Genomic DNA, 25,447 nt, shown 5'->3' with positions numbered 1-25,447 from the left:
GGCGCAGAGGCCCGTCACGCCGCGTCGAGAAATCCGCGCAGCGTGGCGGCAAAGCCTTCGGGATCGGCGAGCATGAACAAGTGCCCGCCGCCCTTGAACATTTCCAGCCGGCTGCCTGGGATGGCGCCGTGCAGGAACTGGGCATTGGCCGGCGGGATCAGCTGGTCTTCCTCGTCATGCATGACCAGAGTGGGCAGGGCCAGCAGCGGCAGGAACGGTGCGCTGCTCCAGGTGGAAAAAGCGGCCAACTGGCAAGCCCAGCCGACCGGCGAGGGCGGCATGGCCGCATTGAGCGATACTGCCTGGTGGCCACCGCCATTGTACAGCGAGGCAAGGTTGCGCTGCAGGGTGCGCGCGACGGTATATTCGCGCGGATCGGCCATGTGGCTCATGATCGCGGGATTGCCGGGCACCATCGCCGCCCCGGCGGCGGTGGCGGCCAGCGCCAGCCGGCCGATGCGGGCGCGATGCTGGAACGCGAACTGCTGCGCCACGGCGCCGCCCCAGCTGATGCCCAGCACGTCTACCGCATCGAGATGCAGGCGATCGAGCAGCGCGGCCAGCGTGAGCGCGATACACGGCATGGTATAGGGAATGATCGGATCGGGTGACTTGCCGATGCCCGGCATATCGAAACTGATGATCCGGCGGCAGGGCAGGGCGCGAACCACCGGTTCGAGCAACTCCATGTTCATGCCGATGCCGCCCAGCAGCACCAGCGGACGCGCACCTTGGGCGCCGACATGCCACTGGCCAAGGCGCAGGCGCCGGCCAGCAACGCCAACCATCGAAAAATCAGCGGTAAAACTCGCCACGATCCCGTCATCTCCTGCCGGGTGCATGGCGCCTGTGCGCCGGCAATCCCGCCAACGTTCGCCCTGATAAAGTCCCACCCACGTCCGGCATGCCGCCTAGCAGGTTCATTACGGAGGTAAAAGTGGGCAGATTTCGTGTCGCTTCGTCAGGCCTGCTTAACGGTTTTTCAAAGCCGTTCGGGCATGCGGGTAACCATGGCAGACGTATCCGGGGCAGAGCAGATCGAAATCGAAGCGCGGGGCGAGGAGCGCCGTGACTTTGCACGCACGCAGCGGCGGCGCGAACGCGTGCCGGCCAGCCACGCGCCAAACCCGCGGATGGCCAACCGTTTGATCGCGCGCGAATGGCCGCAGATCGCAGCGCCGATGGCGGTGGGCCTTGCCGGGCTGGCGCTGCTTAACGGGGTGATTCCCGATGGCATCGTGGTGTCGGTGGGAATCACCGCGGTCATGCTGGCGTTGCTCGGCGCGCTGGCGGTGCGGGTGGAAAACGCTGGAATCGTCGGCACCGCGCCGCGCATGCTGCTGATGGCGCTGGCCGTGGGCATGCCGATGTTTCTGTTTGGCGCGGCGGTGGGCCACTGGGCGGAGATCGGCGCCGTGCCATGGTTGCAGGGGCTGGCCCTGCTGGTAACCGTGTCGCTGCTCGCCACCGTGTTCGAAAGCGGGCAACTGGCCAGCGTGCTGGTGGCGCAAGTGGCGATCTGGGCCGGGGTGGCCTGTGCGGCCAACCGCCTGGGCGGGCTGGTCACGCTGGGTATTGGCCTGGCCGTGGCGGTGGCAGCCTATTTCCGCCAGCGTGAAATCGAAGCGCGCGCGCGTGAGCAGATGGAAATCGAAACGCGCATCCAGACCCGCGCGCAGGAGATTCTGGCCGATTACGAGGAAACCGGCCAAGGCTGGTTCTGGGAAACCGATCGGCGTGGCCAGATCACCTATCTTTCGCGCCCGGTCGCCCAGATCCTGGGGCGCGGCGTGGAAGAACTGATCGGCCGGCCGTTTCCCGAACTGTTCAACCTGGCCGACCAGGCCGGCGAGGGTGAGCGCACGCTGGCGTTTCATCTTTCGGCGCGGTCGAGTTTTTCCGAACTGGCCGTGCGCGCGGCAACCGACATGGAAGAGCGCTGGTGGCAGATCAATGGCCGCCCGACCTATGACACGTTCAACAATTTCCAGGGCTTTCGCGGCTCGGGCACCGATCTGACCGAAAAGCGCCGCTCGGCCGAGCATGCCTCGCGCCTGGCGCAATTCGATTCGCTGACGGGCCTGTCGAATCGCCTGCGCATGTCGCAGACGCTGGAAAAGATCCTGGTAGCGCCGCAGGTGCAGCACCGTGCCTGCGCGGTGTTTCTGCTCGATCTCGACCGGTTCAAGCAGGTGAACGATACGCTGGGCCATCCCGCCGGCGATGCGCTGCTCAAGCAGGTGGCGCAGCGGCTGGAAGGCGTGATCGGCAATGTCGGCCGCGTCGGGCGCCTGGGCGGCGACGAGTTCCAGGTGATCATGCCCGGCAAGATCGAGCGCGACCATCTGGCCTACCTCGCCAACCAGGTGATCGAACAGCTTTCCGCGCCCTATGCCATCGACGGCAACCGCGTGATGATCGGCGCATCGGTGGGCATTGCTATTGCCCCCGATGATGGCGTGACCAGCGAGGCGCTGATTCGCAACGCCGATCTGGCGCTCTATGCCGCCAAGGACGGCGGGCGCGGGCGCTATCACTTCTATGCCGCAGACCTGCACAGCGATGCCGAGGAGCGGCGCCAGCTGGAAGAGGAATTGCGCGATGCAGTGGCCCATGGCGGGCTGGAGCTGTATTACCAGCCGGTGGTGCAGACCGCGACCGAGCGGATCACCGGGTTTGAAGCTCTGCTGCGCTGGCACCATCCCCAGCACGGCTTCATTTCGCCGGCCAAGTTCATTCCCATTGCCGAAGATACCGGGCTGATCGCCGCCATCGGCGAATGGGCGCTGCGCACCGCCTGCCAGGATCTGGCGCAGTGGCCGCAGGACGTGCGCGTGGCGGTCAACGTCTCGCCCCTGCAGTTTGCCAATCCGGCGCTGCCCACGATCGTTACTTCCGCCCTGGCCCACGCCGGAGTGGAGCCCGAGCGGCTGGAGCTGGAAATCACCGAAAGCGTGTTCCTCAACAACGACGAGGGCACCGACCAGATGTTCAAGCAGTTGAAATCGATCGGTGTGCGCCTGGCACTCGACGATTTCGGCACTGGCTATTCCTCGCTCGGCTATCTGCGCTCTGCCCCGTTCGACAAGATCAAGATCGACCAGTCGTTCGTGCGCGGGGCAACCCAGCCGGGCAGCCGCAATGGCGCGATCATCGCCTCGATCGTCAGCCTGGCCGAGGCGCTGGGCATGGAAACCACGGCAGAGGGCGTGGAAACGCTGGATGAGTTGGACCTGGTGCGCATGCTTGGGTGCAGCCATGTGCAGGGCTATATCTATGAACGGCCGCTCTCGGCGGCCAACGCCGCGGCGCGGCTTTCGACTGGGCTGGTGGCCGTGGCCCAGGGGCCGCGCTCGGCGCGGGCCAGCCGCCAGTCGATGCTGCGCAAGGTCGTGCTGGAAAACGCAGGGCACAAATACAACGGCATGGTGCGCAACATCTCGATGACCGGCGCCCTGATCGAGGGGCTGTGGAATGTGCCGGAAGGCACCGTGTTCCGCATCCAGCTCGCTGATGGCCACGTGGTGACGGGTACGTGCCGGTGGAGCAACGACGATCGCATGGGCGTGGAATTTGCCGCCCCGCTCAAGGCCGATGACGATGGCCGCATTGCCGTGGTCCAGGTGCGCACGCCCGCGTTGGCGCCGGTGCTGGAGCGGCCCTTGCAGCGCAAGGTGGGGTGAGGGCTTCGGGCCCTGACATGCCCTCCCCCAGCCCCTCCCGCGTGCGGGAGGGGCTGGGGGAGGGCATGTTGGCCAACCTTAAAACCCCCGCCGAAACTGCCCATCGCGCCTGATGACAGCGCGCAGCGGGCCTGCTAACGGCGGCGCATGACCGACCTCGCGCTGATCCGCAATTTTTCCATCATTGCCCACATCGACCATGGCAAGTCCACCCTGGCCGACCGCCTGATCCAATATACGGGCGGCCTGGCCGAGCGCGAGATGACCGCGCAGGTGCTGGACAACATGGATATCGAGCGCGAGCGCGGGATCACTATCAAGGCACAGACCGTGCGCCTGGATTACAAGGGCAAGGATGGGCAGACCTATCAGCTTAACCTGATGGACACCCCCGGCCACGTCGACTTCGCCTATGAAGTCAGCCGCAGCCTGGCGGCGTGCGAAGGCGCGCTGCTGGTGGTGGACGCGGCGCAGGGCGTGGAAGCGCAGACGCTGGCCAACGTCTATCAGTCGATCGAGCACGACCACGAGATCGTGCCGGTGATCAACAAGATCGACCTGCCCGCTGCCGAGCCGGAAAAGGTGAAGAACGAGATCGAGGAAGTGATCGGGATCGACGCCAGCCAGGCCGTGCTGGCGAGCGCCAAGGCCGGCATCGGCATCGAGGAAGTGCTCGACGCCGTGGTGGCGCGCATTCCCCCGCCGGGCGGCGATCGCAATGCGCCGTTGAAGGCCATGCTGGTCGATTCCTGGTATGACCCCTATCTGGGCGTGGTCATCCTGGTGCGCGTGATCGACGGGGTGATCAAGAAGGGCTTGCAGGTCAAGTTCATGGCCGGTGGCACCGAACACCTGATCGATCGCGTGGGTTGCATGCGGCCCAAGATCGAGCAACTGGCCGAACTGGGGCCGGGCGAGATCGGTTTTATCACCGCGCAGATCAAGGAAGTGGCGCAGGCCCGCGTCGGTGACACGATCACCACGGTCAAGGGCGGCGCCAGCGAAGCGCTGCCGGGCTTCAAGGAAGTGCAGCCGGTGGTGTTCTGCGGGCTGTTCCCGGTCGATGCCGCCGATTTTGAAAAGCTGCGCGATTCGATCGGCAAGCTGCGGCTGAACGATGCCTCGTTCAGCTTTGAAATGGAAACCAGCGCGGCGCTGGGCTTTGGTTTCCGCTGCGGGTTCCTGGGCCTGTTGCACCTGGAAATCATCCAGGAGCGCCTGAGCCGCGAATACGATCTCGACCTTATCACCACGGCGCCGTCGGTGGTCTATCGTCTGACCATGACCGATGGCTCGCACATGGAACTGCACAACCCGGCCGACATGCCCGATGTTGTGAAGATCGACACCATGGAAGAGCCTTGGATCAAGGCGACGATCTATACGCCCGACGAATACCTCGGTTCGATCCTCAAGCTGTGCCAGGATCGCCGTGGTATCCAGACCGGGCTGACCTATGTCGGCGGGCGCGCGCAGGTGAACTATGAACTGCCGCTCAACGAAGTGGTGTTCGATTTCTACGATCGCCTCAAGTCGATCAGCCGCGGCTATGCCAGCTTTGACTATGAGCAGATCGGCCTGCGCGAGGGCGACCTCGTCAAGATGAACATCCTGGTCAACAACGAGCCGGTCGACGCCTTGAGCATGATCGTGCACCGCAGCCAGGCCGATGCGCGCGGGCGCGGACTGTGCGAGCGGTTGAAGGACCTGATCCCGCGCCATCTGTTCAAGATTCCGATCCAGGCGGCGATCGGCGCCAAGGTGATTGCGCGCGAAACCATTGCCGCGATGCGCAAGGACGTGACTGCCAAGTGCTATGGCGGTGATATCAGCCGCAAGAAGAAGCTTCTGGAAAAGCAGAAGGAAGGCAAGAAGCGCATGCGCGAATACGGCAACGTGCAGATTCCGCAGGAAGCCTTCATCGCCGCGCTGCGCATGGGCGAGGAATAGGGGCGTATCTGCTGCGGGCCGGGGAACCGAACCGCGCGCTGTCCGGTTACGTTGGGTGGGAGCGTTCGCTCCTGCAGCAATACCGGAGGCCCTTTGCTCATCGTTCGCCTGTTCCGATTTGCCCTGATGGCGCTGCTGCTGGGCGTGGCGCCGCTGGCCCACGCGCAGTTGACGCCGGCGGCAGCGTCTAGCCCGGCCGCACCCAGTGACCCGTATGGGCGCGAAACCCCGCGATCAGCGGTGGCTGGCCTGATCCAGGCGCTGGCTGGCCGCGATTACGAACGTGCGGCGCATTTCATGTCGGTGCGGCTCGATAATCCGCGCCTGGCCAATGGCGCCGAGGAACTGGCGCGGCGGTTGCAGGTGCTGCTCGACAAGGGTGGTGCGCTGCGCGCGTTTGGCGCCCTGTCGAACGATGCCGTGGGCGATCTGAACGACGATCTGCCGTTCAACCGCGAGCAGGTTGGCACAATGCGGGTGGGCGATCAAAAGGTGCCGGTCTTGCTGGCCAGCAGCCAGCAGGGCCAGGTGGTGGTCTGGCGTGTTGCCCCTGAAACCCTGCAGATTTTGGCCAAAGCCGACGTGCCGCGCGACGCGCCGGTGGCGAGCACCAATCCGGATAGCTGGATGGTCGGCGGTGCGCCGATCGGCGATTGGGCGCTGCTGCTGGGCCTGGCGGCGGCCAGCTTTGCCGCGTTTCGTTTGCTGGCCGCGCTGATCCTGCTGGTGGTGCGGCGGTTGATCCCGCAGTTCCAGGATAGCGCGGTCTATCGCTTCCTGGCAGCGGCCTTGCCACCGCTCAGCCTGTTCCTGTCGATCATGATCTTCTTCATGTGGGCCAACCGCCTGCCCGTGGCCATCGTCGCCCGGCAGACGCTGCTGCGCTATGGCGGCACGGTGGGCCTGGTGGCGCTGGTGTGGTTTGCGCTGCGCCTGATCGATGCCATTGCCGAGTTGGCCACACGGCGCCTGCGCCATCACCAGCGGCGCCAGGTGATCTCGGTGGTCAACCTGCTGCGGCGCGGGGCCAAGCTGCTGCTGCTGGCCTTCACCGTGGTAGGTGTTCTTGATACGTTTGGTATCAATGTTACTACCGGTATTGCGGCGCTGGGCATTGGCGGCATCGCCTTGGCGCTGGGCGCGCAAAAGACCGTGGAGAACCTGGTCGGCAGCGTGACGGTCATTGCCGATCAGCCGGTGCAGGTGGGCGATTTCTGCAAGGTGGGCGATGTTTCGGGCACGGTGGAGGACGTGGGCATCCGTTCCACCCGCATCCGCACCAACGATCGCACCTTGGTGACCATTCCCAACGGTGATTTTGCCGCGCGGCAGATCGAGAACTTTGCCACGCGCGACCGCTTCCTGTTCAACCCCACGATCGGTATCGCCTATGGCCTGCCGGTCGCCAAGGTGCGCGAGGCGGTGGACATCGTGCGGCAAACCCTGCTCGATCACGACGGCGTACTCAACGATGGCGTGCGCGCCACGTTCACCAACTTTGCCGACACGGCGCTGACCATCGACGTGTGGTCTTACCTGGCGGGGCCGGATTACAACGCGGCGATGGCGGTGCGGCAGGACGTGCTGCTGACGATCATGGAGCAGTTCGAGGCGGCCGGCATCGTGCTGGCGCAGCCGACACGCTCGGTCATGGTCCAGGGCGGCATGCCGTTGCCTGCTGCCGAAGTGCCGCCGAGCGCGGCGTGATCACCCGATCAGGCGGGATGCCACCACAGCCACGGCGACCAGCACCCCCGCACCCCAGATCGCGCGCGTAAGCGGACGGACCAGGGCGGCCCATTGCGGGGCCGGTTCGATCGGCGCCGGCGGCTCGGTCAAGCGCTGCACCCCGGCGCGCAACAGGCGCGGTGCGTCATTGCCGAGATGGGCCAGTTCCAGCCCCAGCGCGCGCAGGATCGGTTGCCAGTGATCGGGCGACAGCCGCGCGGCAACCAGGCGAAGGGTAGATCGGCGCAGCGCGGCGGACAGTTCGAACCCGGGTTCGATGCGGCTGAGCACGCCGTCGATCGTGACCAGCGCCTTGAAGATCAGCAGCAGGTCTGATGGCATGACGATGCCGGTTTCGCGCAGCAAGGGCAGGAAATCGGCAACCATTGGCGCCAGGCGCAGGCTCTCGCCGCCGTGGGTTTCGACCAGGCGGCGCGCCGCGGCGGCCACGGCTGATGCCGACGCGCTGCCGCTTTCATCCCAGGTGGTGAGAACGTCGGCCATGGCGGCATCGTCGCGCGCGACGAGCGCCTGGGTAAAGCGGATGAACTCCTCGCGCCGGCGGGGCGATACCTGGCCAACCAGGCCAAGGTCGAGCAGCGCAATGGCATTGCCGCGCAGGCAGCGCAGGTTGCCGGGGTGCGGATCGCCGTGGAAGCGGCCATTGATCAGGACCATGTCCAGCACCACGTCGGCACCCAGCGCGGCAATGCTCGCCGGATCGATACCGGCGTCGCGCAAGGCCTGTCCGCTGGTGGGGGCAACGCCAGCAACGAAATCCATCACCAGCACGCTTTCGCTGCTGACCGGCCAATGGATCGTGGGCACGACCACGCGCGGATTGCGTGCAAAATCGGCGCGCAGCCTGTCGGCATTGCGGCCTTCCACCGTGAAATCGAGTTCCTGGCGCAAGGCATCGGCGAGTTCCGCCGCCATCGCTCCGGCGCGCAACTGCCGCGCCTGGGCATTGGTGCGCTCGGCCAGGGCAGCGGCACCCGCGATCAGGCGCAGGTCCGCCAGCATAGGGCCAGTGATGCCGGGCCGGCGGATCTTGACGGCGACCGGGGTGCCATCGGGCAGCGTCGCCCGGTGCACCTGCGCCATCGAGGCGGCGGCCAACGGGGTTTGATCAAACGTGGCAAAGCACGTTTCCAGTGGCGCACCCAGCGCCTGCTCAAGATCGGGGCGCAGCGCGGCAAAGGGCAGCGTGGGCGCCTGGCTTTGCAGCTGCTCCAGTTCTGCGATCCATGGCGCGGGCAGAAGATCGGCGCGCGTCGCCAGGATTTGCCCCAGCTTGATCCAGGCCGGGCCTAGTTCCTCCAGCGCCAGGCGTACCCGGCGCGGCGTGGTGGCGGGATCGCCGTCGGGCGTCTCTGCCGCGCCGCTGCCGGGCATGAAGCGGGCCGCCAGCCAGCCAAGCCCGTGGCGGGCAAGAATGCGGGTGATATCGGCAAGGCGGGCACTGTCGGCTGCGCGGCCAGGGAAGGGCAGGGTCATGCCAGCCAAGGTAGGGTGGCGATTGCCGCGCGCAACCTTGGGCTGCGGCATGGCTGGACTCACTCGCTAACAATTGTTAGGTTGACGAACAAGTAGGGTGCGCCAGATCGCCCTGCGGTGCGAGAGGATCTGCCATGGATGCCGCGTTGCATGCCCGCCCCGATGTGTTCGACCCGATCGAGGAAACCGCGCGCCAGGCGCCGGCGATGATCCGCTATCTAGGGGAGGGGGATTTCGTCACCCGCCGCTATGTCAGCCAGGGGGCCGAGATCAACACTGGCACCTATACCGATCACGCCGTGGTGGTGCGCGATGGCATGCCGCTGCGCGATCACTTCACGCTCGATACCCATGGTTTCATGATGGGCCAGCACCGTTCGGCGGTGGACGACTTTCACGATGCCGCGATGGTTGACGCGCTGTACCTGGCAGAGGTGGAAGCCCTAGTAGCGCAGTTGTGCGGGGCCAATCGCGTGGCGGCGCAAGGCTGGATGATCCGCACCTCGGCCGATCTTTCTGCCCGCGCGCGGGAAAAGGTGGCGAATTATCAGCACAATGGCGGCGTCCAGCCGCCAGCGGGCGAAGCCCACGTGGACTACAATCGCCCCACGGCGCGGCGCGCGGCACGGCGCATGCACGACCAGCGCTTTGCCGATCATGGCGGCTATTCCCGCGCGATCTGCTTTTCGCTGTGGCGCACCTTTTCGCCGGGGCCGCAGGACTGGCCCTTGGCGGTGTGCGACGGGCGCAGCGTGAGCGAGGCGGAAACCGCATCCAACACCCTGTTCGTGGTAGATGAATTTCCCGAAGGCGACGCGCTGACCGCGCCGGTGGCGGGAGAGGAAAACATGATCGCGGCGACCATCTTCCGCTATTCGCCCGCGCATCGCTGGTGGTATTTTGCCAATATGGCGGCCGATGACGTGCTGCTGTTCAAGTTCAACGACACCGACGAGAGCGTGACCTGGCGCTGCCCGCACACTGCCTTCCACGATACCAGCCTGCCCGATCCGCGCGTTCGCAGCAGTATCGAGGTGCGTTGCATCGCCTATTTCGACTGACGTTTGGATAGGGTGTGTGTGCCAACGTGCCCCCCCCAGGCCCCTCCCGCTTGCGGGAGGGGAGGCATTCGGTTCTGCGCAATGCGTTTGTGACCAAAGTTTGGCTTGGGGGCGCTTAACCAATTCGCCCTGTCATTCCAGGCGCGGCCTGTGCCAAAGGCGGCGCCATGACCAGCCCATCGCTCACCCATCTCCAGCGCCTTGAAGCCGAGGCGATCCACATCATGCGCGAAGTCGTGGCCGAGGCGCAGGCGCCGGTCATGCTCTATTCGGTGGGCAAGGACAGCGCGGTGATGCTGCATCTGGCGCGCAAGGCGTTCTATCCCGCGCCGCCGCCGTTTCCGCTGTTGCACGTCGATACCACCTGGAAATTCCAGGACATGTATGCTCTGCGCGATCGCATGGCGCGCGAAAGCGGGATGGACCTGCTGGTCTATCAGAACCCCGAAGCCCAGGCGCGCGGCATCAATCCGTTCGATCACGGCGCGCTCCACACCGATATGTGGAAGACCGAGGGCCTCAAGCAGGCGCTCGACCTCTATGGCTTTGACGCGGCGTTTGGCGGCGCCCGGCGCGACGAGGAAAAGAGCCGGGCCAAGGAGCGCATCTTTTCGTTCCGCACCGCCAGCCATGGCTGGGACCCCAAGAACCAGCGGCCCGAGCTTTGGAACCTCTATAACGCCCGCAAGAACAAGGGCGAGAGCATCCGCGTCTTTCCGATCAGCAACTGGACCGAGCTGGACATCTGGCAATACATCCACTTGAACGACGTGCCGATCGTGCCACTCTATTTTGCCGCGGTGCGCCCGACCTATGAATGGGACGGGCAGCTGTTCATGGCCGATGATATCCCGCGCCTGGAAAAGGTCTTGGGCTATCGGCCCGAGATCGTCGAGCGCTCCATCCGCTTCCGCACGCTGGGTTGTTTCCCGCTGACCGGCGCGGTGGAAAGCAGCGCGGCGACGCTGCCCGAAGTGATCCAGGAAACCCTGCTGACCACCACCAGCGAACGCCAGGGCCGCGTGATCGACAAGGATGCTGGCGGCGCCGGCATGGAAGTGAAGAAGCAGCAGGGGTATTTCTGATGACCGATCCGGTTTACGTCACCGATGCCCTGATCGCGCAGGATATCGACGCCTATCTCGATACCCATCAGCACAAGACCATGCTGCGCTTCATCACCTGCGGGTCGGTGGACGATGGCAAGTCCACGCTGATCGGGCGGCTGCTGTATGATTCCAAGATGATCTTTGAAGATCAGCTGGCTGCGCTGGAAAACGACAGCAAGAAGGTGGGCACGCAAGGCCAGGCGATCGATTTCGCGCTGCTGGTCGATGGGCTTGCGGCAGAGCGGGAGCAGGGCATCACGATCGACGTGGCCTATCGCTTCTTCAACACCGAAAAGCGCAAGTTCATCGTCGCCGATTGCCCCGGGCACGAACAATACACCCGCAACATGGTGACCGGCGCCTCTACCGCCGACCTGGCGGTGATCCTGATCGATGCGCGCAAGGGCGTGCTGGTACAGACCCGGCGCCATTCCTACCTCTGCCATCTCCTGGGCATCCGCAACATCGTGCTCGCGGTCAACAAGATGGACCTGGTCGATTACAGCCAGGCGCGCTTTGACGAGATAGTGGCCGAGTATCGCGCTTTTGCCAGCAGCATCGGCATCGAGGCGTTCACCGCGCTGCCGATCTCGGGCTTTGCCGGCGACAACGTGACGGCGCCTTCGGCCAATACGCCCTGGTACACCGGCCCTTCGCTGATCGCTCATCTGGAAACCGTTCCGGTGCGCGGGGCCGACGATCTGGCCCGCCCGTTCCGCATGCCGGTGCAATGGGTCAACCGCCCGAATCTGGATTTCCGGGGCTTTTCCGGCCTGATTTCCAGCGGCAGCGTCAAGCCGGGCGATACCGTGCGCGTGCTGCCTTCGGGCAAGACCAGCACCGTGGCGCGGATCGTCACGCTGGAAGGCGATCTGGACCAGGCCCAGGCCGGGCAGGCGATCACCCTGACGCTGGCCGATGAAATCGACTGCTCGCGCGGGGACGTGATCGCCCTGGCCGACAATCCGCCCGAGGCGGCCGACCAGTTCGAAGCGACGCTGGTGTGGATGGCTGATGAAGCCTTGACGCCCGGCCGTGCCTATTGGCTCAAGCTGGGGACGCAGACCGTTTCGGCCACGGTGCGGGCGCCCGAATATGTCGTGAACGTCAACACGATGGAGCGCCTGGCGGCCAAGACGCTGGAACTCAACGCGATCGGCGTTGCCGAGGTGGTGACTGACAAGGCGCTGGTGTTCGAACCCTATGCGCAAAGCCGCACGCTGGGTGGGTTCATCCTGATCGACAAGATCACCAACGCCACGGTCGGCGCCGGCATGCTCAATTTCAGCCTGCGCCGCGCCCAGAACGTGCACTGGCAGGCGCTGGACGTGACGCGCAAGGCGCATGCCGCGCTCAAGATGCAGGAACCGGCGGTGCTGTGGTTCACCGGGCTGTCCGGCTCGGGCAAATCGACCATCGCCAACCTGGTGGAAAAGAAGCTGCATGCCCTGGGCAAGCACACGTTCCTGCTGGACGGGGACAATGTCCGCCATGGCCTGAACAAGGACCTGGGCTTTACCGACGCCGATCGCATCGAGAATATCCGCCGCGTGGGCGAAGTGGCCAAGCTGATGACCGATGCTGGCCTGATCGTGCTGACCGCGTTCATCAGCCCGTTCCGCGCCGAGCGCGAACTGGTGCGCAGCCTGCTGCCGGCGGGTGAGTTCGTCGAGGTGTTCATCGATACTCCGCTGGAAGAGGCGGAAAAGCGCGACGTGAAGGGCCTGTATAAAAAGGCGCGCAGCGGACAGCTCAAGAACTTCACCGGGATCGACAGCCCTTATGAACGGCCCGAAAATCCCGAAATCCGGGTGGACACCACGCGCGAAAGCCCCGAAGACGCCGCCGAGCGGATCGTGGAGCGGGTGATCGGCGCGTGGATGCCGGTGATCTGACCGGATCGCAGGGGGGAAGGCGAATGGACGATCTGGCGCTGGCGCGGCATCTGGCCGCTGAGGCGGGGCGCATCCTCATGGATTTGCGCGCTGCCCGCACGCACGAGGGCAAGGCGCTGGGCTGTGAAGGCGATGCGCGGGCCAATGCCTTTCTCATGGCGCAGATCGCGCAGCACCGTCCCGACGATGGCGTGCTGAGCGAAGAAACGGCTGACACGCCGGCGCGGCTTGGCAAAAGCCGCGTGTGGATCATCGATCCGCTGGACGGCACGCGCGAATATGGCGAAGGCCGCGCCGATTGGGCGGTGCACGTGGGCCTGGCGATCGATGGCAAGGCCGTGCTGGGCGCGGTGGCGTTGCCGGGAGAGGACCTCGTGCTCGACAGCGGCGGGGTGGGCGTGATGCCTGCCATGGCCGCCGTGCCGCGGCTGCTGGTCAGCCGGTCGCGCCCCGCGCATGAAGCGGTGGAAGTGGCCCGCGCGATTGGCGGCGAACTGCTGCCGATGGGCAGCGCCGGGGCCAAAGCCATGGCCGTGGTGCGCGGCCAGGCGGAAATCTATCTGCATTCGGGCGGTCAGTATGAATGGGACAACTGCGCGCCCGTGGCCGTGGCGGCCGGCGCCGGCCTGCATGTGTCGCGCATCGACGGCGCGCCGCTGGTCTACAACAACGCCGATACCTGGCTGCCCGATGTTTTGATCTGTCGGCCTGAATGGGCCGACAGGGTGCTTGAGGAAGTTGCCCGGATCGGCGATTGACGCAGCGCAGCGATAACTTTGACCCAGGCGAGGACCCCATGATCGTTCCCAAGCATTTCCGCACCGTTCTGGGCGCCTACCCCACCGGCGTTTGCGTGATCACCTCGGTCGACGAGGCGGGCGTGCGCACGGGCCTGGTGGTCGGTTCGTTCACGTCGATTTCGCTAGATCCGCCGCTGGTGGGCTTTTTCCCTGACAAGCGATCGAGTTCCTGGCCGCGGATTGCCGCCACCGGACGGTTTTGCGTCAATGTGCTGGGCGCCGACCAGCTGGACCTGTGCCGCCGCTTTGCCGCCCGCGCCGACGACAAGTTTGCCGAACTGGCCCATGGCCATACGCCGTCCGGGCAGCCGCTGCTCGACAATGCGCTCGCCTGGATCGACTGCCGCATCGAGCGGGTGGACGATATCGGCGATCACTGGCTGGTGGTCGGCGCGGTTGAGGCGCTGGATGCGCGGGCCGGGGGAACGCCGCTGCTGTTTTTCCGTGGCCAGTATCACGATGCGGTAGAGATCGCCCAGGGCGTGTGATTGCCCACGCACGGCCACCAATTTGCGCCATTTCAGCGCTAATTGTGGCGTGGTTGACGCGGATCAAAGCGGACCCCACGCGATCGGCCTAGACCGGAAATCGCCGAAGGGAACAGGTCTTTCCAACCCGGACAGCCTGTTCGTTTCGCGTGATTTCTCCCCAACTCGGGCGGCATGCCTTGCTTGCCGCCCCCCTTTTCGTTGGGGTGGCCTTATCACACTTTGGTCTAATAAGGCCGTGTCTTGTCATTGTCTTGGCGCGCGCAAGATGGTAATTGCACGGCCATGTCTTCTTGCGAAACCTGCGTCGTCCGCAACCGGGCCATCTGTGCCGGACTCGACAATCAGGAGATTGTCGCGCTCAATGCCATTGGGCGCCGCCGCAGCGTGTCTGCTGGGGAGCCGTTGATCTGGGAAGACGACGATTCGCTGCTGGTCGCCAATGTCATCGATGGCGTGCTCAAGCTGACGACGAGCACCGAGGATGGTCGCGAGCAGATCGTGGGCGTGGCCTATCCGTCCGACTTCATCGGGCGCCCGTTCGGTCAGACGAGCAAGGCCAGTGTCGTGGCGCTGACCGATGCGCGGGTCTGCGTGTTCTCGCGCAATGATTTCGATCGCTTTGCCCGCAGCCATCCCGAGCTGGAGCACAAGCTGCTGGAGCGCACCCTGGCCGAGCTTGATCGCACGCGGTCGTGGATGATGCTGCTGGGCCGCAAGACCGCGCCGGAAAAGATCGCGACGTTCCTGCTGGAAATGTCGGATCGCTTGGCCGAAACCGGCTGTACCCCGATCACGCGCGGCCCGGCCAAGCGCTTTACCCTGCCGTTCTCGCGCCAGCAGGTGGCCGACGTGCTGGGCCTGACGATCGAGACCGTCAGCCGCCAGTTCACCAAGCTCAAGAACGAGGGCGTGATCGACCTGCCGGCGCGCCGCGACGTGGAAATTCTCAATCGCGCCTCGCTGGTGGCGCTCGCCGGCTGATCCAGCCGGCGCGCCGATCACACGATCAGCGGGCGATGTGGTAAACCGGACAGCGCCTCGCGCCGATCCGGCCACCACATGCCAGTGATTTGCGTGGCCGATCAGCTTTCCGGCATGGCCGCAGCGCGCAGCGCATAGGCGCCGGTCTCGCCATTGTTCGCGCTGGTCACGCGGACGATATAATCGCCTTCCGTATCCGGCGTGAATGCAATGAACGCGTTCTTGCCGCCGCCGCTGTCATCATCCTGGGTGATCGGCTGGTCGGTCGTCTTGCCTTGCGCATCGAAGATCTGCAGCACCGGGTCGATCGCGTCGCTCTTCAGGAAGAACAGCATGGTCTGGCCGCTGTTGACGTGGAAGATGAACTCGTCCTCGTACTTGCCGCGGATTTCGCCATCAGACGCTTCCAGCGTGCCGCCATAGGTTTCCAGGCGCAGCGCGGTGCTGCTTTGCGGCTTGGCCTTGGTCGGGGCGGGCAGGGGGCGCACTTCGCGCAAGGTCAGCTTGTAGTCCGCGCCGGGCTTCGCGCCGTCCACGGCCTTGACGCGGACGCGATAGGTGCCGCTGCGCGTCGGGGAAAAATCGAGCAGCGCGTTGTTGCCTTCGCCGCCGTCATCATCGTCGGCGATCACTTCGGCATCGGGATCGGTCAGCGTCATGGCCGGATCGAACGCCTCGGAATCCACGCCGATTTCGTAGCGCTTGCCCGCAGTCAACTGGATCGGATAGCTGGCATAGATTTCGCCATCGCGGGCATTGCGGCGATCAAGCTTGCCGGCATAGGTAATCGCCTGTGCGCGCTGCGCCAAAGCCTGTTCCACGCCACCGCTCTCACCGGCCAGCATGAGCCCGAGGGCGATGAGGATTTTCCGTTTAGCCTTGGCAGCCATGTATGTCGTCTCCTGCTTGCGATGGGGGCGGGCCGTTGCATTGGGCCAGAGGCGCCGGCAGCCGGACCACCCGCCTGATTTAGCATATTCTATTTATTGAAATTTTTTGTGACGGAGACGATCGTCTGTCAAGGCTGCGGTGCGCCCACGGACGTGGCTGGCGCACATGAAAACGGGCGGGCCGATGCCAGGGGATCCCAGACCCTGGACCGACCCGCCCGCTGGCCCTGCATACGACGGATATGCAGGGCTGTCGGTGCAAAGGCTTAGAAGCGGTAGGCGACGCCGGCGCTGAGCACCCACGGGTCCATGCGGTGGCGGGTGGTGAGCGCTTCGGTGCCGTTGGCGGTGTAGAAGTGCGCGGTGGTGCTGATCCAGTACTTCTTGGCATCGAGCGTGAGGCCAAGACCGGTCTTGGTGATCGGAATATCGATGCCACCCTGGACCACGACACCAGCATCGTTGTCGAGCTTTACCCGCGTGGCACCCAGGGTCTGGGCGGTCGCGCCGGCGCGTTCGTCGATATAGAAGAACCAGGCCCCACCGGCGCCGACATAGGGCTTGATGCCGCCCGGCAGGGTGAGGTGATACTTGGCCGTGACAGTGGCCGGCAGGATCAGCGCGTGATCGACCAGCGCAGCCCCGGCGAGCGAGCCCGCCCCGGTGACGTGGTGCGCGGTAAAGCAGCAGATCGTTTCGACCGAGACATTGGGCAGGGCGAAGTATTCGATCGCCAGCGTGGGGGTGAAGCTGTTGTTGCTGGCATCGGTCTGCGCGCCGGCGGGCAGGCCGATCAGATCCTTGCGCACCGCGGTGATCTTGCCATCGGCCAGAACCGAGGTGGCCAGCACCTTGACCTGCCACTTGCCGGCCGGTGCCTCGTCGGCCGCCAGCGCGGGAGAAGCGAACGCCAGCGCCAGGGCGGCGGCACCAAGAGCTTTGCCAAGAACCTTTTTCATCACGCGTTTCCTAGTCAGATGCAGCATGCACCGCTGCAGGCTGCGCCACTGCAGGCGGCCTGCCCCTCGCAGGCTCCGTTCCCTCTGGCGTGGCACCGTCAATGGCGGGCGGCGCGATTCGCTACATTGACGCAACGCAAAAAAGCGCAAGTTCCCAACAATTCGTTCACCGCACAGGTTATTTGACTCGTATCAATGTGAAAGACCGGCAATCGGCGCAGGGGCACAATCTGTAGTTTGGCATGGAAGGGAAGGGTCCATGGAACAGGTTCTGTTGCGCGCCGGCCTATGGTTTGGCGCGCTTGTCCTGGCGGTGGTTGCCTGTGCTCTGGCAGTTGACCAGGGTTTTGCGATTCATATGGCGCTCTTCGGGATCGCCGCCGCCATCGCGCTGTGGGTTACCATCAGCGGCAAGAGCGTCGACAATGCAGTGCGCGGTATCCTGCGCATGCCCGATCAGGGCCGCTATGACGACGATGTAATTCGCTGGGGCGTCATCGCCACGGTTTTCTGGGGGGTTGCCGGATTTACCGCCGGCCTGTGGATCGCGCTGGAGCTGACCTGGCCCCAGCTCAACTTCGGGCTGGAATGGATCAACTTCGGCCGCCTGCGCCCGCTGCATACCTCGGCGGTCATTTTCGCTTTCGGAGGCAATGCGCTGATCGCCACGTCGTTCTACGTCGTGCAGCGCACCTGCCGGGCGAGGCTGGCCTTCCCCGGCCTCGCCCGTTTCGTGTTCTGGGGTTATCAGCTGTTCATCGTCATCGCGGCGACCGGTTATCTGCTGGGCATTACCCAGGGCAAGGAATATGCCGAACCGGAATGGTACACCGACCTGTGGCTGACCATCGTCTGGGTGGCCTATCTGGCGGTCTTCGTCGGCACGATCATCAAGCGCCATGAGCCGCACATCTATGTGGCCAATTGGTTCTACCTCTCGTTCATCCTGACCGTGGCGATGCTGCACATCGTCAACAACCTCAACATTCCCGTCAGCCTGTTCGGATCACGGTCCTACCCGGTCTTTGCCGGGGTGCAGGGGGCGCTGGTGCAGTGGTGGTATGGCCACAACGCGGTGGGCTTTTTCCTGACCGCCGGGTTCCTGGGCATGATGTATTACTTCGTGCCCAAGCAGGCCGAACGCCCGGTCTATTCCTATCGCCTGTCGATCATCCACTTCTGGGCGCTGATCTTCCTCTATATCTGGGCCGGGCCGCACCACCTGCATTACACCGCGCTGCCCGATTGGGCGCAGACGCTGGGCATGGTCTTCTCGGTCATGCTGTGGATGCCGAGCTGGGGCGGCATGATCAACGGGCTGATGACGCTCAACGGCGCGTGGGACAAGATCCGCACCGATCCGATCATGCGCATGCTGGTGATGAGCCTGGCGTTCTATGGCATGAGCACGTTCGAAGGCCCGATGATGAGCGTGAAGAGCGTCAACTCGCTCTCGCACTATACCGACTGGACCATCGGCCACGTGCATTCCGGCGCACTCGGCTGGAACGGTATGGTGACATTCGGCGCGCTCTATTACCTCGTGCCGCGCCTGTGGAACCGCGAGCGGCTCTATTCGCTGCGCATGGTCAACTGGCACTTCTGGTGCGCGACGCTGGGCATCGTGTTCTATGCCGCCTCGATGTGGGTGGCGGGGATCACCCAAGGCCTGATGTGGCGCGAATACGGGCCTGACGGCTATCTGGTGAACAGCTTTGCCGAAACCGTGGCCGCGCTGCACCCGATGTATGCCCTGCGTGCCTTTGGTGGCCTGCTCTACCTGAGCGGCGGGGTGATCATGGTGATCAACATCACCAAGACGATCCTGGGCCAGTATCGCACCGAAGCCCCCATGCACGATGCCGCGTTCGATCCCGCCAAGGATCGCCCCATCGTGGCCCAGCCGGCCTGACCGCCCGCGAGATAAGGAAACTCGAACAATGTCCAGCATTGTTGAGCGTCACAAGACGCTGGAGCGCAATGTCACCCTGCTGGCAGTCCTTGCCTTTGCCGCGGTGACGATCGGCGGGATCGTGGAAATCGCCCCGCTGTTCTGGATCGACAACACCATCGAGAAGGTGGAGGGGATGCGCCCCTACACCCCGCTGGAGCAGGCCGGCCGCGACATCTACGTGCGCGAGGGCTGCTATGTCTGCCATAGCCAGATGATCCGCCCGTTCCGCGATGAGACCGAACGCTATGGCCATTACAGCCTGGCGGCGGAATCGATGTACGATCACCCGTTCCAGTGGGGATCGAAGCGCACCGGGCCGGACCTGGCCCGTGTGGGCGGCAAGTATTCGGATGAATGGCACGTCCAGCATCTGAAAGACCCGCGCTCGGTCGTGCCGGAATCGATCATGCCCACCTATCAGTTCCTGGCCGGGCGCCCGCTCAACCAAGGCGACATGACGGCAGAGCTGCAAACGCTCTACACCACCGGCGTTCCCTATACGAAGGACCAGATCGCCAAGGCCAACGACGATCTCAAGGCCCAGGCCGACCCGGAAAACGCCACCGAGTTCAAGAAGCGCTGGCCCAAGGCCCAGGTGCGCGACTTCGATGGCGATCCCACCAAGCTGACCGAGATGGATGCGCTGGTCGCCTATCTCCAGATGCTGGGCACGTTGGTGGATGTGAATGCGCCTGCTGCCCAGGAAGACCTGGCAAAGGAGAAGGGGCGATGAGCACGTATGACGCGCTGCGCCATTTTGCCGACAGCTGGGCGCTGGTGGTGATGGGCGCGATTTTCCTGGCCCTGTGCATCTGGCCGTTCCGCCGCGGGGGCAAGTCCTCCGGCAGGGAAGCGGCCAACTCGATCTTCACGGAGGATCACGATGGCTGACAAGCGCATCGACGAGCCCACCGGCGTTGAAACCGTCGGACACGAATGGGACGGCATCGAAGAACTCAACACGCCCTTGCCGCGCTGGTGGCTGTGGACGTTTTACGCCACGATCGTTTTCGCGATCGGCTATGTGGTGGTCTATCCGGCTATCCCCGGCCGCCATGCGGCAACCGCGGGCACGCTGGGCTGGACCAGCCGTGGCGCGCTGGACAAGGACCTGAAGGCGGCCGACGCCGCCCGGGCCCAGACCCGCGCGGCGATTGCGGCGACGCCGGTGGAAAAGCTGGCGGACAATCCGCAACTGCTGCGCGCCGCGATCGAGGGCGGGGCTGCCGCGTTCAAGCAGAACTGCGTGCAGTGCCATGGCGCGGGCGCGGCCGGCTCCAAGGGCTATCCCAACCTCAACGATGACGACTGGCTGTGGGGCGGCGATATCGCCACGATCCACCAGACGCTGGAACACGGCATCCGCTATCCCGGTGACGAGCAGACCCGCGTGAGCCAGATGCCCGCATTTGGCAAGGATGGCATCCTGACCGCCGCCCAGGTGCAGGACGTGGTCAGCCACGTGCGCGTGATCAGCGGGCAGGACAAGCCCAATGCTTCGTCCACGCGCGGTGCCCAGATCTTTGCCGACAACTGCAGCGTGTGCCACGGCGCCAATGGCGAGGGTAACCGCACGGTGGGCGCGCCGCGCCTCAATGACAAGATCTGGCTCTATGGTGGCGATCGCGCCACGCTGACGCAGACCGTCACCTATGCCCGCCAGGGCGTGATGCCGGCCTGGGGGCAGCGGCTGGACCCGGTCACCATCAAGATGCTGGCCGCCTATGTCCACTCGCGCGGGGGCGGGGAAGCCCTTCCACCTGCGCCACCTGCAGCGCCTGAGGCGCCGGCAACGGCCGCCGTTGCCCAAGCAAGGTAACCCAGACCATGCCCGCTGATCCCAAGCTCAAGCTGGTAGCCTCCACCCCCGCGCCGCAAGGCGGGGGTGGGGCACCCCACGAACCATCGCTCTATGCCCGGCGCGAACCTGTTTGCCCGAGCAAGATCGATGGGCGGTTCCGGCGCTTCAAATGGGCCGTCATGGCGTTTTGCCTGGCAGTCTATTGGGGCACGCCGTGGCTGCGCTGGGATCGCGGGCCCTGGGCGCCCCACCAGGCGGTGCTGATCGACCTGGCGCATCGCCGGTTCTATATGTTCGGCATCGAAATCTGGCCGCACGAGTTCTATTTCGTGGCCGGACTGCTGATCATGGCGGGCATCGGCCTGTTCCTGGTCACATCGGCCGTGGGCCGGGCGTGGTGCGGCTATGCCTGCCCGCAGACGGTGTGGACCGATCTGTTCCAGCATGTCGACCGCCTGATCGATGGCGATCGCAACGCGCAACTGGCGCTGGACCGCGCCCCGTGGACGGCGCGCAAGGTGACCAAGCGTGTGGCCAAGTGGGCCATATTCTTGGGCCTGAGCTTTGCCACCGGCGGGGCGTGGATTTTCTATTTCGCCGACGCCCCCACGCTCCAGCGCGAATTCTGGACCGGCACGGCGCCGGGCGTCGCCTATGGCTGCGTCGCCGTGCTCACGTTCACCACGTTCTGGCTGGGCGGATTCATGCGCGAGCAGGTGTGCGTCTATATGTGCCCCTGGCCGCGCATCCAGTCGGCCATGCTCGACGAAAAGTCGCTGATCGTCACTTACAAGGATTGGCGGGGCGAGCCGCGCGGATCGCTCAAGCAGGCCAAGCGCCTGCCTGGCGCAGTGGGCGACTGCATCGACTGCAAGCAGTGCGTGGCGGTGTGCCCCACCGGGATCGACATTCGCGAAGGCGCGCAGATTGGCTGCATCACCTGCGGCCTGTGCATCGATGCCTGCGACCGGGTGATGGGCCAGGTCGGCCGCGCGCGCGGCCTGATTGACTATTGCACGCTCGATGATGCCGAACACGAACGGCAAGGCGGGGCAGCCAAGCCGTTGATCCGCGCGATCTTCCGCCCGCGCACGCTGGTCTATCTCGGCCTGTGGGGTGGGATCGGTCTGGCGCTGCTGTTCATGCTGGGCCAGCGCACCCGGCTCGACCTGTCGGTCGCGCGCGATCGCAACCCTGAATTCGTCCAGCTTTCCAACGGTTCGGTGCGCAATGGCTTCACCGTCAAGCTGCGCAACATGGAAGACCGGCCGCGCCAGGTCGTGCTGTCGCTCGATGGCTTGCCGCAAGGCGCGATCTATAGCGACGAGATGGACGCAGCCGCGGCGCGGCCCGCGCTGGGCTTCACCGTGCCGGCCGATACCACGCAGCGCCTGCGCATCTATGCCGTGGTGCCCAGCGGTGCCGCGCAAGAGCGGCATTTCACCTTCCGCCTGACTGCCCAGGCCCGGCCCGGCGAACAGCCGGCGCAGGATGCCGTGAAGACCGAATTTTCCGCCCCCGGCGACACCGACTAGCAAGGAGCACAGCCGATGACCCAGCATCGTCTTCCGCAGGATGCCATGCCCGCCACGCGCGTGGCCCGCCCGTTTACTGGCCGCCATATGGCAGCGATCCTGATCACGTTCTTTGGCGTGGTGATCATCGTCAACGTGGTCATGGCGCGGCTTGCCCTGTCAACGTTCGGCGGGGTGGTGGTGGAAAATTCCTATGTCGCCAGCCAGAACTTCAACCGCTGGCTGGGCGAGGCACGCAGCGAAAAGGCGCTGGGCTTTGCCGGCAGTATCGCGCGCGACGAGACTGGCGCGCTCGCCGTGGTGCTGAACGATGCGCAGGGCCATGCGATTGCCGGGGCGGCGGTGACCGCGCTGGCCGAACATCCGCTGGGCCTGCGTGATGACCTGGCGCTCAGCCTGAATGAAACGGCGCCGGGCCATTATCGCGCCGCACTGCCTGGCGGGCGCTGGCGCATCAAGCTCAATGTCGTGCAGCACGGCGCCACATGGCGCATGATGGGCGACGTGGGATGACCCGAGCCGCCCAGACCCTGGCGCCGACCGATACGGCGGCACCGGCACCGCTGCACACCGCGCTGTCGGTGCCGGGCATGCATTGCGGCGGCTGCATGGGCAAGGTGGAGCGGGCGCTGGCTGCCGTGCCCGGCGTGGTCGCCGCGCGCGCCAATCTCACTGCGCGCAGCGTCGGCGTCGATCACGTGGCGGGGGTGGCCGTGCCCGATCTGGTGGCGGCGCTGGCGGCCACCGGCTTTGCCGCGCAGCCGCGCGCCACCGTGCTGGAACAGGCGCCTTCTGCCGTGCGGCCGTTGCTGGCACCGCTGGCCGTGGCGGCGTTTGCCTGCATGAACGTGATGCTGCTGTCGGTCAGCGTGTGGTCGGGGGCCGATGGCGCCACGCGCGATCTGTTCCACTGGCTTTCGGCGCTGATCGGGGTGCCGGCGATTGCCTATGCCGGGCGGCCGTTCTTTGCCTCGGCATGGGGCGCCTTGAAGCACGGGCGCACCAACATGGATGTGCCGATCTCCATCGGCGTGACGCTGGCCACTGCGCTGTCGTTCTATGAAACCGTGACTCACGGCGCCGAGGCATGGTTCGATGGCACGCTGATGCTGCTGCTGTTCCTGCTGGCCGGGCGCGCGCTGGATGCGATGATGCGCGATCGCGCGCGGGCCGGGGTGGATGCCCTGCTGCGTCAGGCCGCGCCGGGGGCCATGGTGGTGGCCGCCGATGGCACGCCCGCTTGGCTGGCGGCAACAGACCTGGCGCCGGGCATGATCATGCGCGTGGCCGCCGGAGAGCGGCTGGCTGCCGATGGCGTAATCCTGCGCGGGGCGAGCCGGCTCGACCGTTCGCTGCTGACCGGTGAAAGCGCTGCCGTTGCCGCCAAGGTGGGTGACCTGGTGCTGGCCGGCACGCTGAATGAAGAGGCGCCGCTCGACGTGGAAGTGCGCGCGATCGGCGAGGATACCGCCCTGGCCGAGATCGCCCGCCTGATGGAGACGGCCGGTCAATCACGCTCGCGCTATGTGCGGATCGCCGATCGGGCTTCGCGCCTCTATGCCCCGGCGGTGCACAGCCTTGCGGCGCTGACCTTTGTCGGCTGGATGCTGGCCGGAGCCGGGCTGTACAAGGCGCTGGTGATTGCCATCGCCGTGCTGATCATCACCTGCCCCTGCGCGCTGGGGCTGGCGGTGCCGGTGGCGCAGGTGGTCGCGGCGGGCGCGCTGATGAAGCGTGGCGTGCTGATCAAGGACGGCTCGGCGCTGGAGCGGCTGGCCGAAGTGGACCGCATGCTGATCGACAAGACCGGCACGCTGACCCTGGGGCGCCCGGTGCCCGACGCCAGCGCACTCGATGCCTTGACGCCACAGGAAGCCGGCGTCGCGCTGGCGCTGGCCAGCCACAGCCGCCATCCGCTGTCGCTGGGTCTGGCCGAGGCTTTGGCCGCGCGCGGGGTAAAGGCAGCGCCGCTCAGCGAGGTGGAGGAAGTGCCCGGACGCGGGGTGACCGCGCTGTGGCAGGGCATTGCCGTGTCGCTGGGCCGGCCATCCTCGGCCGCCGGCGGCATGGCGGCGGCGCTGGCCCTGGGGGCTGATCCCGTGCGCCTGATCGGCTTTGCCGACTGCCTGCGGCCCGATGCCCAGGCCGCGCTGGCGGCCCTGCGGCGTCAGGGGCTGGAAGCCTCGATCCTGTCGGGCGACAATGCCCAGGCGGTGGCCCATGTGGCGCGGGAAACCGGATTGACCGCGCAGGCCAGTGCCTCTCCGCAAGACAAGCATGACGCGATCGCGCGGCTGACGGCCGGCGGGCGCCGGGTGCTGATGGTGGGCGATGGGCTCAACGATGGCCCGGCGCTGGCGGCGGCCCATGCCTCGATCGCGCCGGGCACGGCCAGCGACGTGGGGCGCCAGGCCGCAGACGTGGTCTTTACCGGGACGTCGCTCATGGCACTGCCGCGCTGCGTTTCCATGGCCCGCGCCACGATGCGGGTGGTGCGCCAGAACTTTGCCCTGGCGATTGCCTACAACCTCCTTGCCGTGCCGCTGGCGATGGCGGGGCTGGTTACGCCACTGATCGCGGCGGTCGCGATGTCGACCTCTTCGCTGATCGTCGTGGCCAATTCCCTGCGGTTGTCGTGGGTGGGGGGAGATGTGGCATGACCTCTATGGCCGTTCTCATTCCGATCGCGCTGGGCATGGGCCTGATCGGGCTTTGCGCGTTTTTCTGGGCCCTGCGGCGCGGGCAGTTCGTCGATCTCGATGGCGCGGCGGCGCGCATCCTGATCGACGAGGCGGACGAAGCGGACCGGCAGCCATGACCTGGCGCGGCCGCCTGTGGCTGGTCACGCCGGCCTGCACGCTGGCGGTGCTGCGGCTGGTGCTGCCGGCGCCCGCGCTGGCGCAGGTGGGCGGTGGCAGTGCCTTTGCCGTGCCGATCTGCGGCGAGGCGGGCCATGTCCTGGTGATCCGCATTCCCGGCCAGGGCCAGCAGCGCAAGCCGCAGGGCGATGGCACCGCGCCGTGTTGCGCGATTTGCCATAGCGCAATGCGCAAGCGCGCCACGGGCGATAGCTGCTGTGGCGAGGAGGACGATGACGATGTCGCTTGAAGCAG

General features: G+C 65.7%; 22 protein-coding genes. 18 read left to right on the top strand and 4 right to left on the bottom strand.

The window, feature by feature from the left end; all coding sequences use genetic code 11:
• Positions 1-14 precede the first annotated feature (14 nt).
• Complete coding sequence (locus tag IP65_RS01200; RefSeq protein WP_231627500.1) at positions 15-815, bottom strand: alpha/beta fold hydrolase; 801 nt, start codon at positions 813-815, stop codon at positions 15-17.
• 195 nt (positions 816-1,010) lie between these two features.
• On the opposite strand from IP65_RS01200, the gene IP65_RS01195 reads away from it, so the two are divergent.
• From IP65_RS01195 to IP65_RS01185, 3 genes are all read left to right on the top strand, one after another.
• Positions 1,011-3,683, top strand: coding sequence for an EAL domain-containing protein (locus tag IP65_RS01195; protein WP_054130482.1), 2,673 nt, complete (start codon positions 1,011-1,013; stop codon positions 3,681-3,683).
• Between the two features lie 147 nt (positions 3,684-3,830).
• On the top strand, positions 3,831-5,633 hold the full coding sequence (gene lepA, locus IP65_RS01190) for a translation elongation factor 4 (protein WP_054130481.1): 1,803 nt from the start codon (positions 3,831-3,833) through the stop codon (positions 5,631-5,633).
• Between the two features lie 93 nt (positions 5,634-5,726).
• A complete protein-coding gene (locus tag IP65_RS01185; RefSeq protein ID WP_231627498.1) occupies positions 5,727-7,340 on the top strand; it encodes a mechanosensitive ion channel family protein in 1,614 nt (537 codons plus the stop codon).
• On the opposite strand, the gene IP65_RS01180 is transcribed toward IP65_RS01185, so the two are convergent.
• Positions 7,341-8,858 carry an AarF/ABC1/UbiB kinase family protein gene (locus IP65_RS01180; protein ID WP_054130852.1) on the bottom strand — a complete coding sequence of 506 codons (1,518 nt, stop codon included), beginning with the start codon at positions 8,856-8,858 and terminating at the stop codon, positions 7,341-7,343.
• A 134-nt stretch (positions 8,859-8,992) separates the two neighbouring features.
• Here IP65_RS01180 and IP65_RS01175 point away from each other — a divergent pair, with 134 nt between their 5' ends.
• The 6 genes from IP65_RS01175 (at position 8,993) to IP65_RS01150 (ending at position 15,195) form a co-directional block, all read left to right on the top strand.
• The gene (locus IP65_RS01175) at positions 8,993-9,919 is read left to right on the top strand and encodes a CmcJ/NvfI family oxidoreductase (protein ID WP_054130480.1); all 927 of its coding nucleotides are present in this window, start codon (positions 8,993-8,995) and stop codon (positions 9,917-9,919) included.
• Between the two features lie 167 nt (positions 9,920-10,086).
• Entirely contained in the window at positions 10,087-11,004 is a 918-nt protein-coding gene (gene cysD / locus IP65_RS01170) for a sulfate adenylyltransferase subunit CysD (RefSeq protein ID WP_022676407.1), read from the top strand.
• Positions 11,004-12,923 (top strand): sulfate adenylyltransferase subunit CysN, encoded by a 1,920-nt coding sequence (cysN, locus tag IP65_RS01165; RefSeq protein WP_054130479.1) that lies wholly within the window; start codon positions 11,004-11,006, stop codon positions 12,921-12,923. Before cysD ends, cysN begins: the two co-directional genes overlap by 1 nt.
• A 23-nt stretch (positions 12,924-12,946) precedes the next feature.
• Positions 12,947-13,681, top strand: a complete 735-nt coding sequence (locus IP65_RS01160) for a 3'(2'),5'-bisphosphate nucleotidase CysQ (protein ID WP_054130478.1) — start codon at positions 12,947-12,949, stop codon at positions 13,679-13,681.
• A 38-nt stretch (positions 13,682-13,719) separates the two neighbouring features.
• Positions 13,720-14,211, top strand: a complete 492-nt coding sequence (locus tag IP65_RS01155) for a flavin reductase family protein (protein WP_054130477.1) — start codon at positions 13,720-13,722, stop codon at positions 14,209-14,211.
• Between the two features lie 285 nt (positions 14,212-14,496).
• Entirely contained in the window at positions 14,497-15,195 is a 699-nt protein-coding gene (locus IP65_RS01150) for a Crp/Fnr family transcriptional regulator (protein ID WP_022676403.1), read from the top strand.
• 101 nt (positions 15,196-15,296) lie between these two features.
• On the opposite strand, the gene IP65_RS01145 is transcribed toward IP65_RS01150, so the two are convergent.
• Together IP65_RS01145 and IP65_RS01140 are read right to left on the bottom strand one after the other, a co-directional pair.
• On the bottom strand, positions 15,297-16,085 hold the full coding sequence (locus tag IP65_RS01145) for a PPC domain-containing protein (protein WP_082349693.1): 789 nt from the start codon (positions 16,083-16,085) through the stop codon (positions 15,297-15,299).
• A gap of 266 nt (positions 16,086-16,351) precedes the next feature.
• Positions 16,352-17,044, bottom strand: coding sequence for an OmpW family protein (locus tag IP65_RS01140; RefSeq protein WP_054130475.1), 693 nt, complete (start codon positions 17,042-17,044; stop codon positions 16,352-16,354).
• A gap of 259 nt (positions 17,045-17,303) precedes the next feature.
• Here IP65_RS01140 and ccoN point away from each other — a divergent pair, with 259 nt between their 5' ends.
• From ccoN to IP65_RS01095, 9 genes are read left to right on the top strand one after another with little or no spacing between them, the layout of a single operon-like run.
• Positions 17,304-18,956: a cytochrome-c oxidase, cbb3-type subunit I gene (ccoN, locus tag IP65_RS01135; protein ID WP_054130474.1), complete on the top strand. Its 1,653-nt coding sequence runs from the start codon at positions 17,304-17,306 to the stop codon at positions 18,954-18,956.
• Positions 18,957-18,984: 28 nt separating this feature from the next.
• Positions 18,985-19,731 (top strand): cytochrome-c oxidase, cbb3-type subunit II, encoded by a 747-nt coding sequence (ccoO, locus tag IP65_RS01130; RefSeq protein WP_022676399.1) that lies wholly within the window; start codon positions 18,985-18,987, stop codon positions 19,729-19,731.
• On the top strand, positions 19,728-19,889 hold the full coding sequence (locus IP65_RS01125) for a CcoQ/FixQ family Cbb3-type cytochrome c oxidase assembly chaperone (RefSeq protein WP_022676398.1): 162 nt from the start codon (positions 19,728-19,730) through the stop codon (positions 19,887-19,889). Before ccoO ends, IP65_RS01125 begins: the two co-directional genes overlap by 4 nt.
• A complete protein-coding gene (gene ccoP / locus IP65_RS01120; protein ID WP_022676397.1) occupies positions 19,882-20,817 on the top strand; it encodes a cytochrome-c oxidase, cbb3-type subunit III in 936 nt (311 codons plus the stop codon). The genes IP65_RS01125 and ccoP overlap by 8 nt, the downstream gene beginning before the upstream one ends.
• Before the next feature lie 8 nt (positions 20,818-20,825).
• Positions 20,826-22,334 (top strand): cytochrome c oxidase accessory protein CcoG, encoded by a 1,509-nt coding sequence (ccoG, locus tag IP65_RS01115; RefSeq protein WP_022676396.1) that lies wholly within the window; start codon positions 20,826-20,828, stop codon positions 22,332-22,334.
• 15 nt (positions 22,335-22,349) lie between these two features.
• The gene (locus tag IP65_RS01110; RefSeq protein ID WP_082349692.1) at positions 22,350-22,847 is read left to right on the top strand and encodes a FixH family protein; all 498 of its coding nucleotides are present in this window, start codon (positions 22,350-22,352) and stop codon (positions 22,845-22,847) included.
• Positions 22,844-24,994, top strand: a complete 2,151-nt coding sequence (locus IP65_RS01105; RefSeq protein WP_054130472.1) for a heavy metal translocating P-type ATPase — start codon at positions 22,844-22,846, stop codon at positions 24,992-24,994. The genes IP65_RS01110 and IP65_RS01105 overlap by 4 nt, the downstream gene beginning before the upstream one ends.
• On the top strand, positions 24,991-25,152 hold the full coding sequence (gene ccoS, locus IP65_RS01100; RefSeq protein WP_054130471.1) for a cbb3-type cytochrome oxidase assembly protein CcoS: 162 nt from the start codon (positions 24,991-24,993) through the stop codon (positions 25,150-25,152). The genes IP65_RS01105 and ccoS overlap by 4 nt, the downstream gene beginning before the upstream one ends.
• The gene (locus IP65_RS01095; RefSeq protein ID WP_054130470.1) at positions 25,149-25,442 is read left to right on the top strand and encodes a hypothetical protein; all 294 of its coding nucleotides are present in this window, start codon (positions 25,149-25,151) and stop codon (positions 25,440-25,442) included. The genes ccoS and IP65_RS01095 overlap by 4 nt, the downstream gene beginning before the upstream one ends.
• Positions 25,443-25,447: the final 5 nt, after the last annotated feature.

Source organism: Novosphingobium sp. AAP1 (assembly GCF_001295765.1).
Classification (GTDB): Bacteria; Pseudomonadota; Alphaproteobacteria; order Sphingomonadales; family Sphingomonadaceae; genus Novosphingobium; species Novosphingobium capsulatum.
This window is presented reverse-complemented; position numbering and strand designations above follow the sequence as displayed.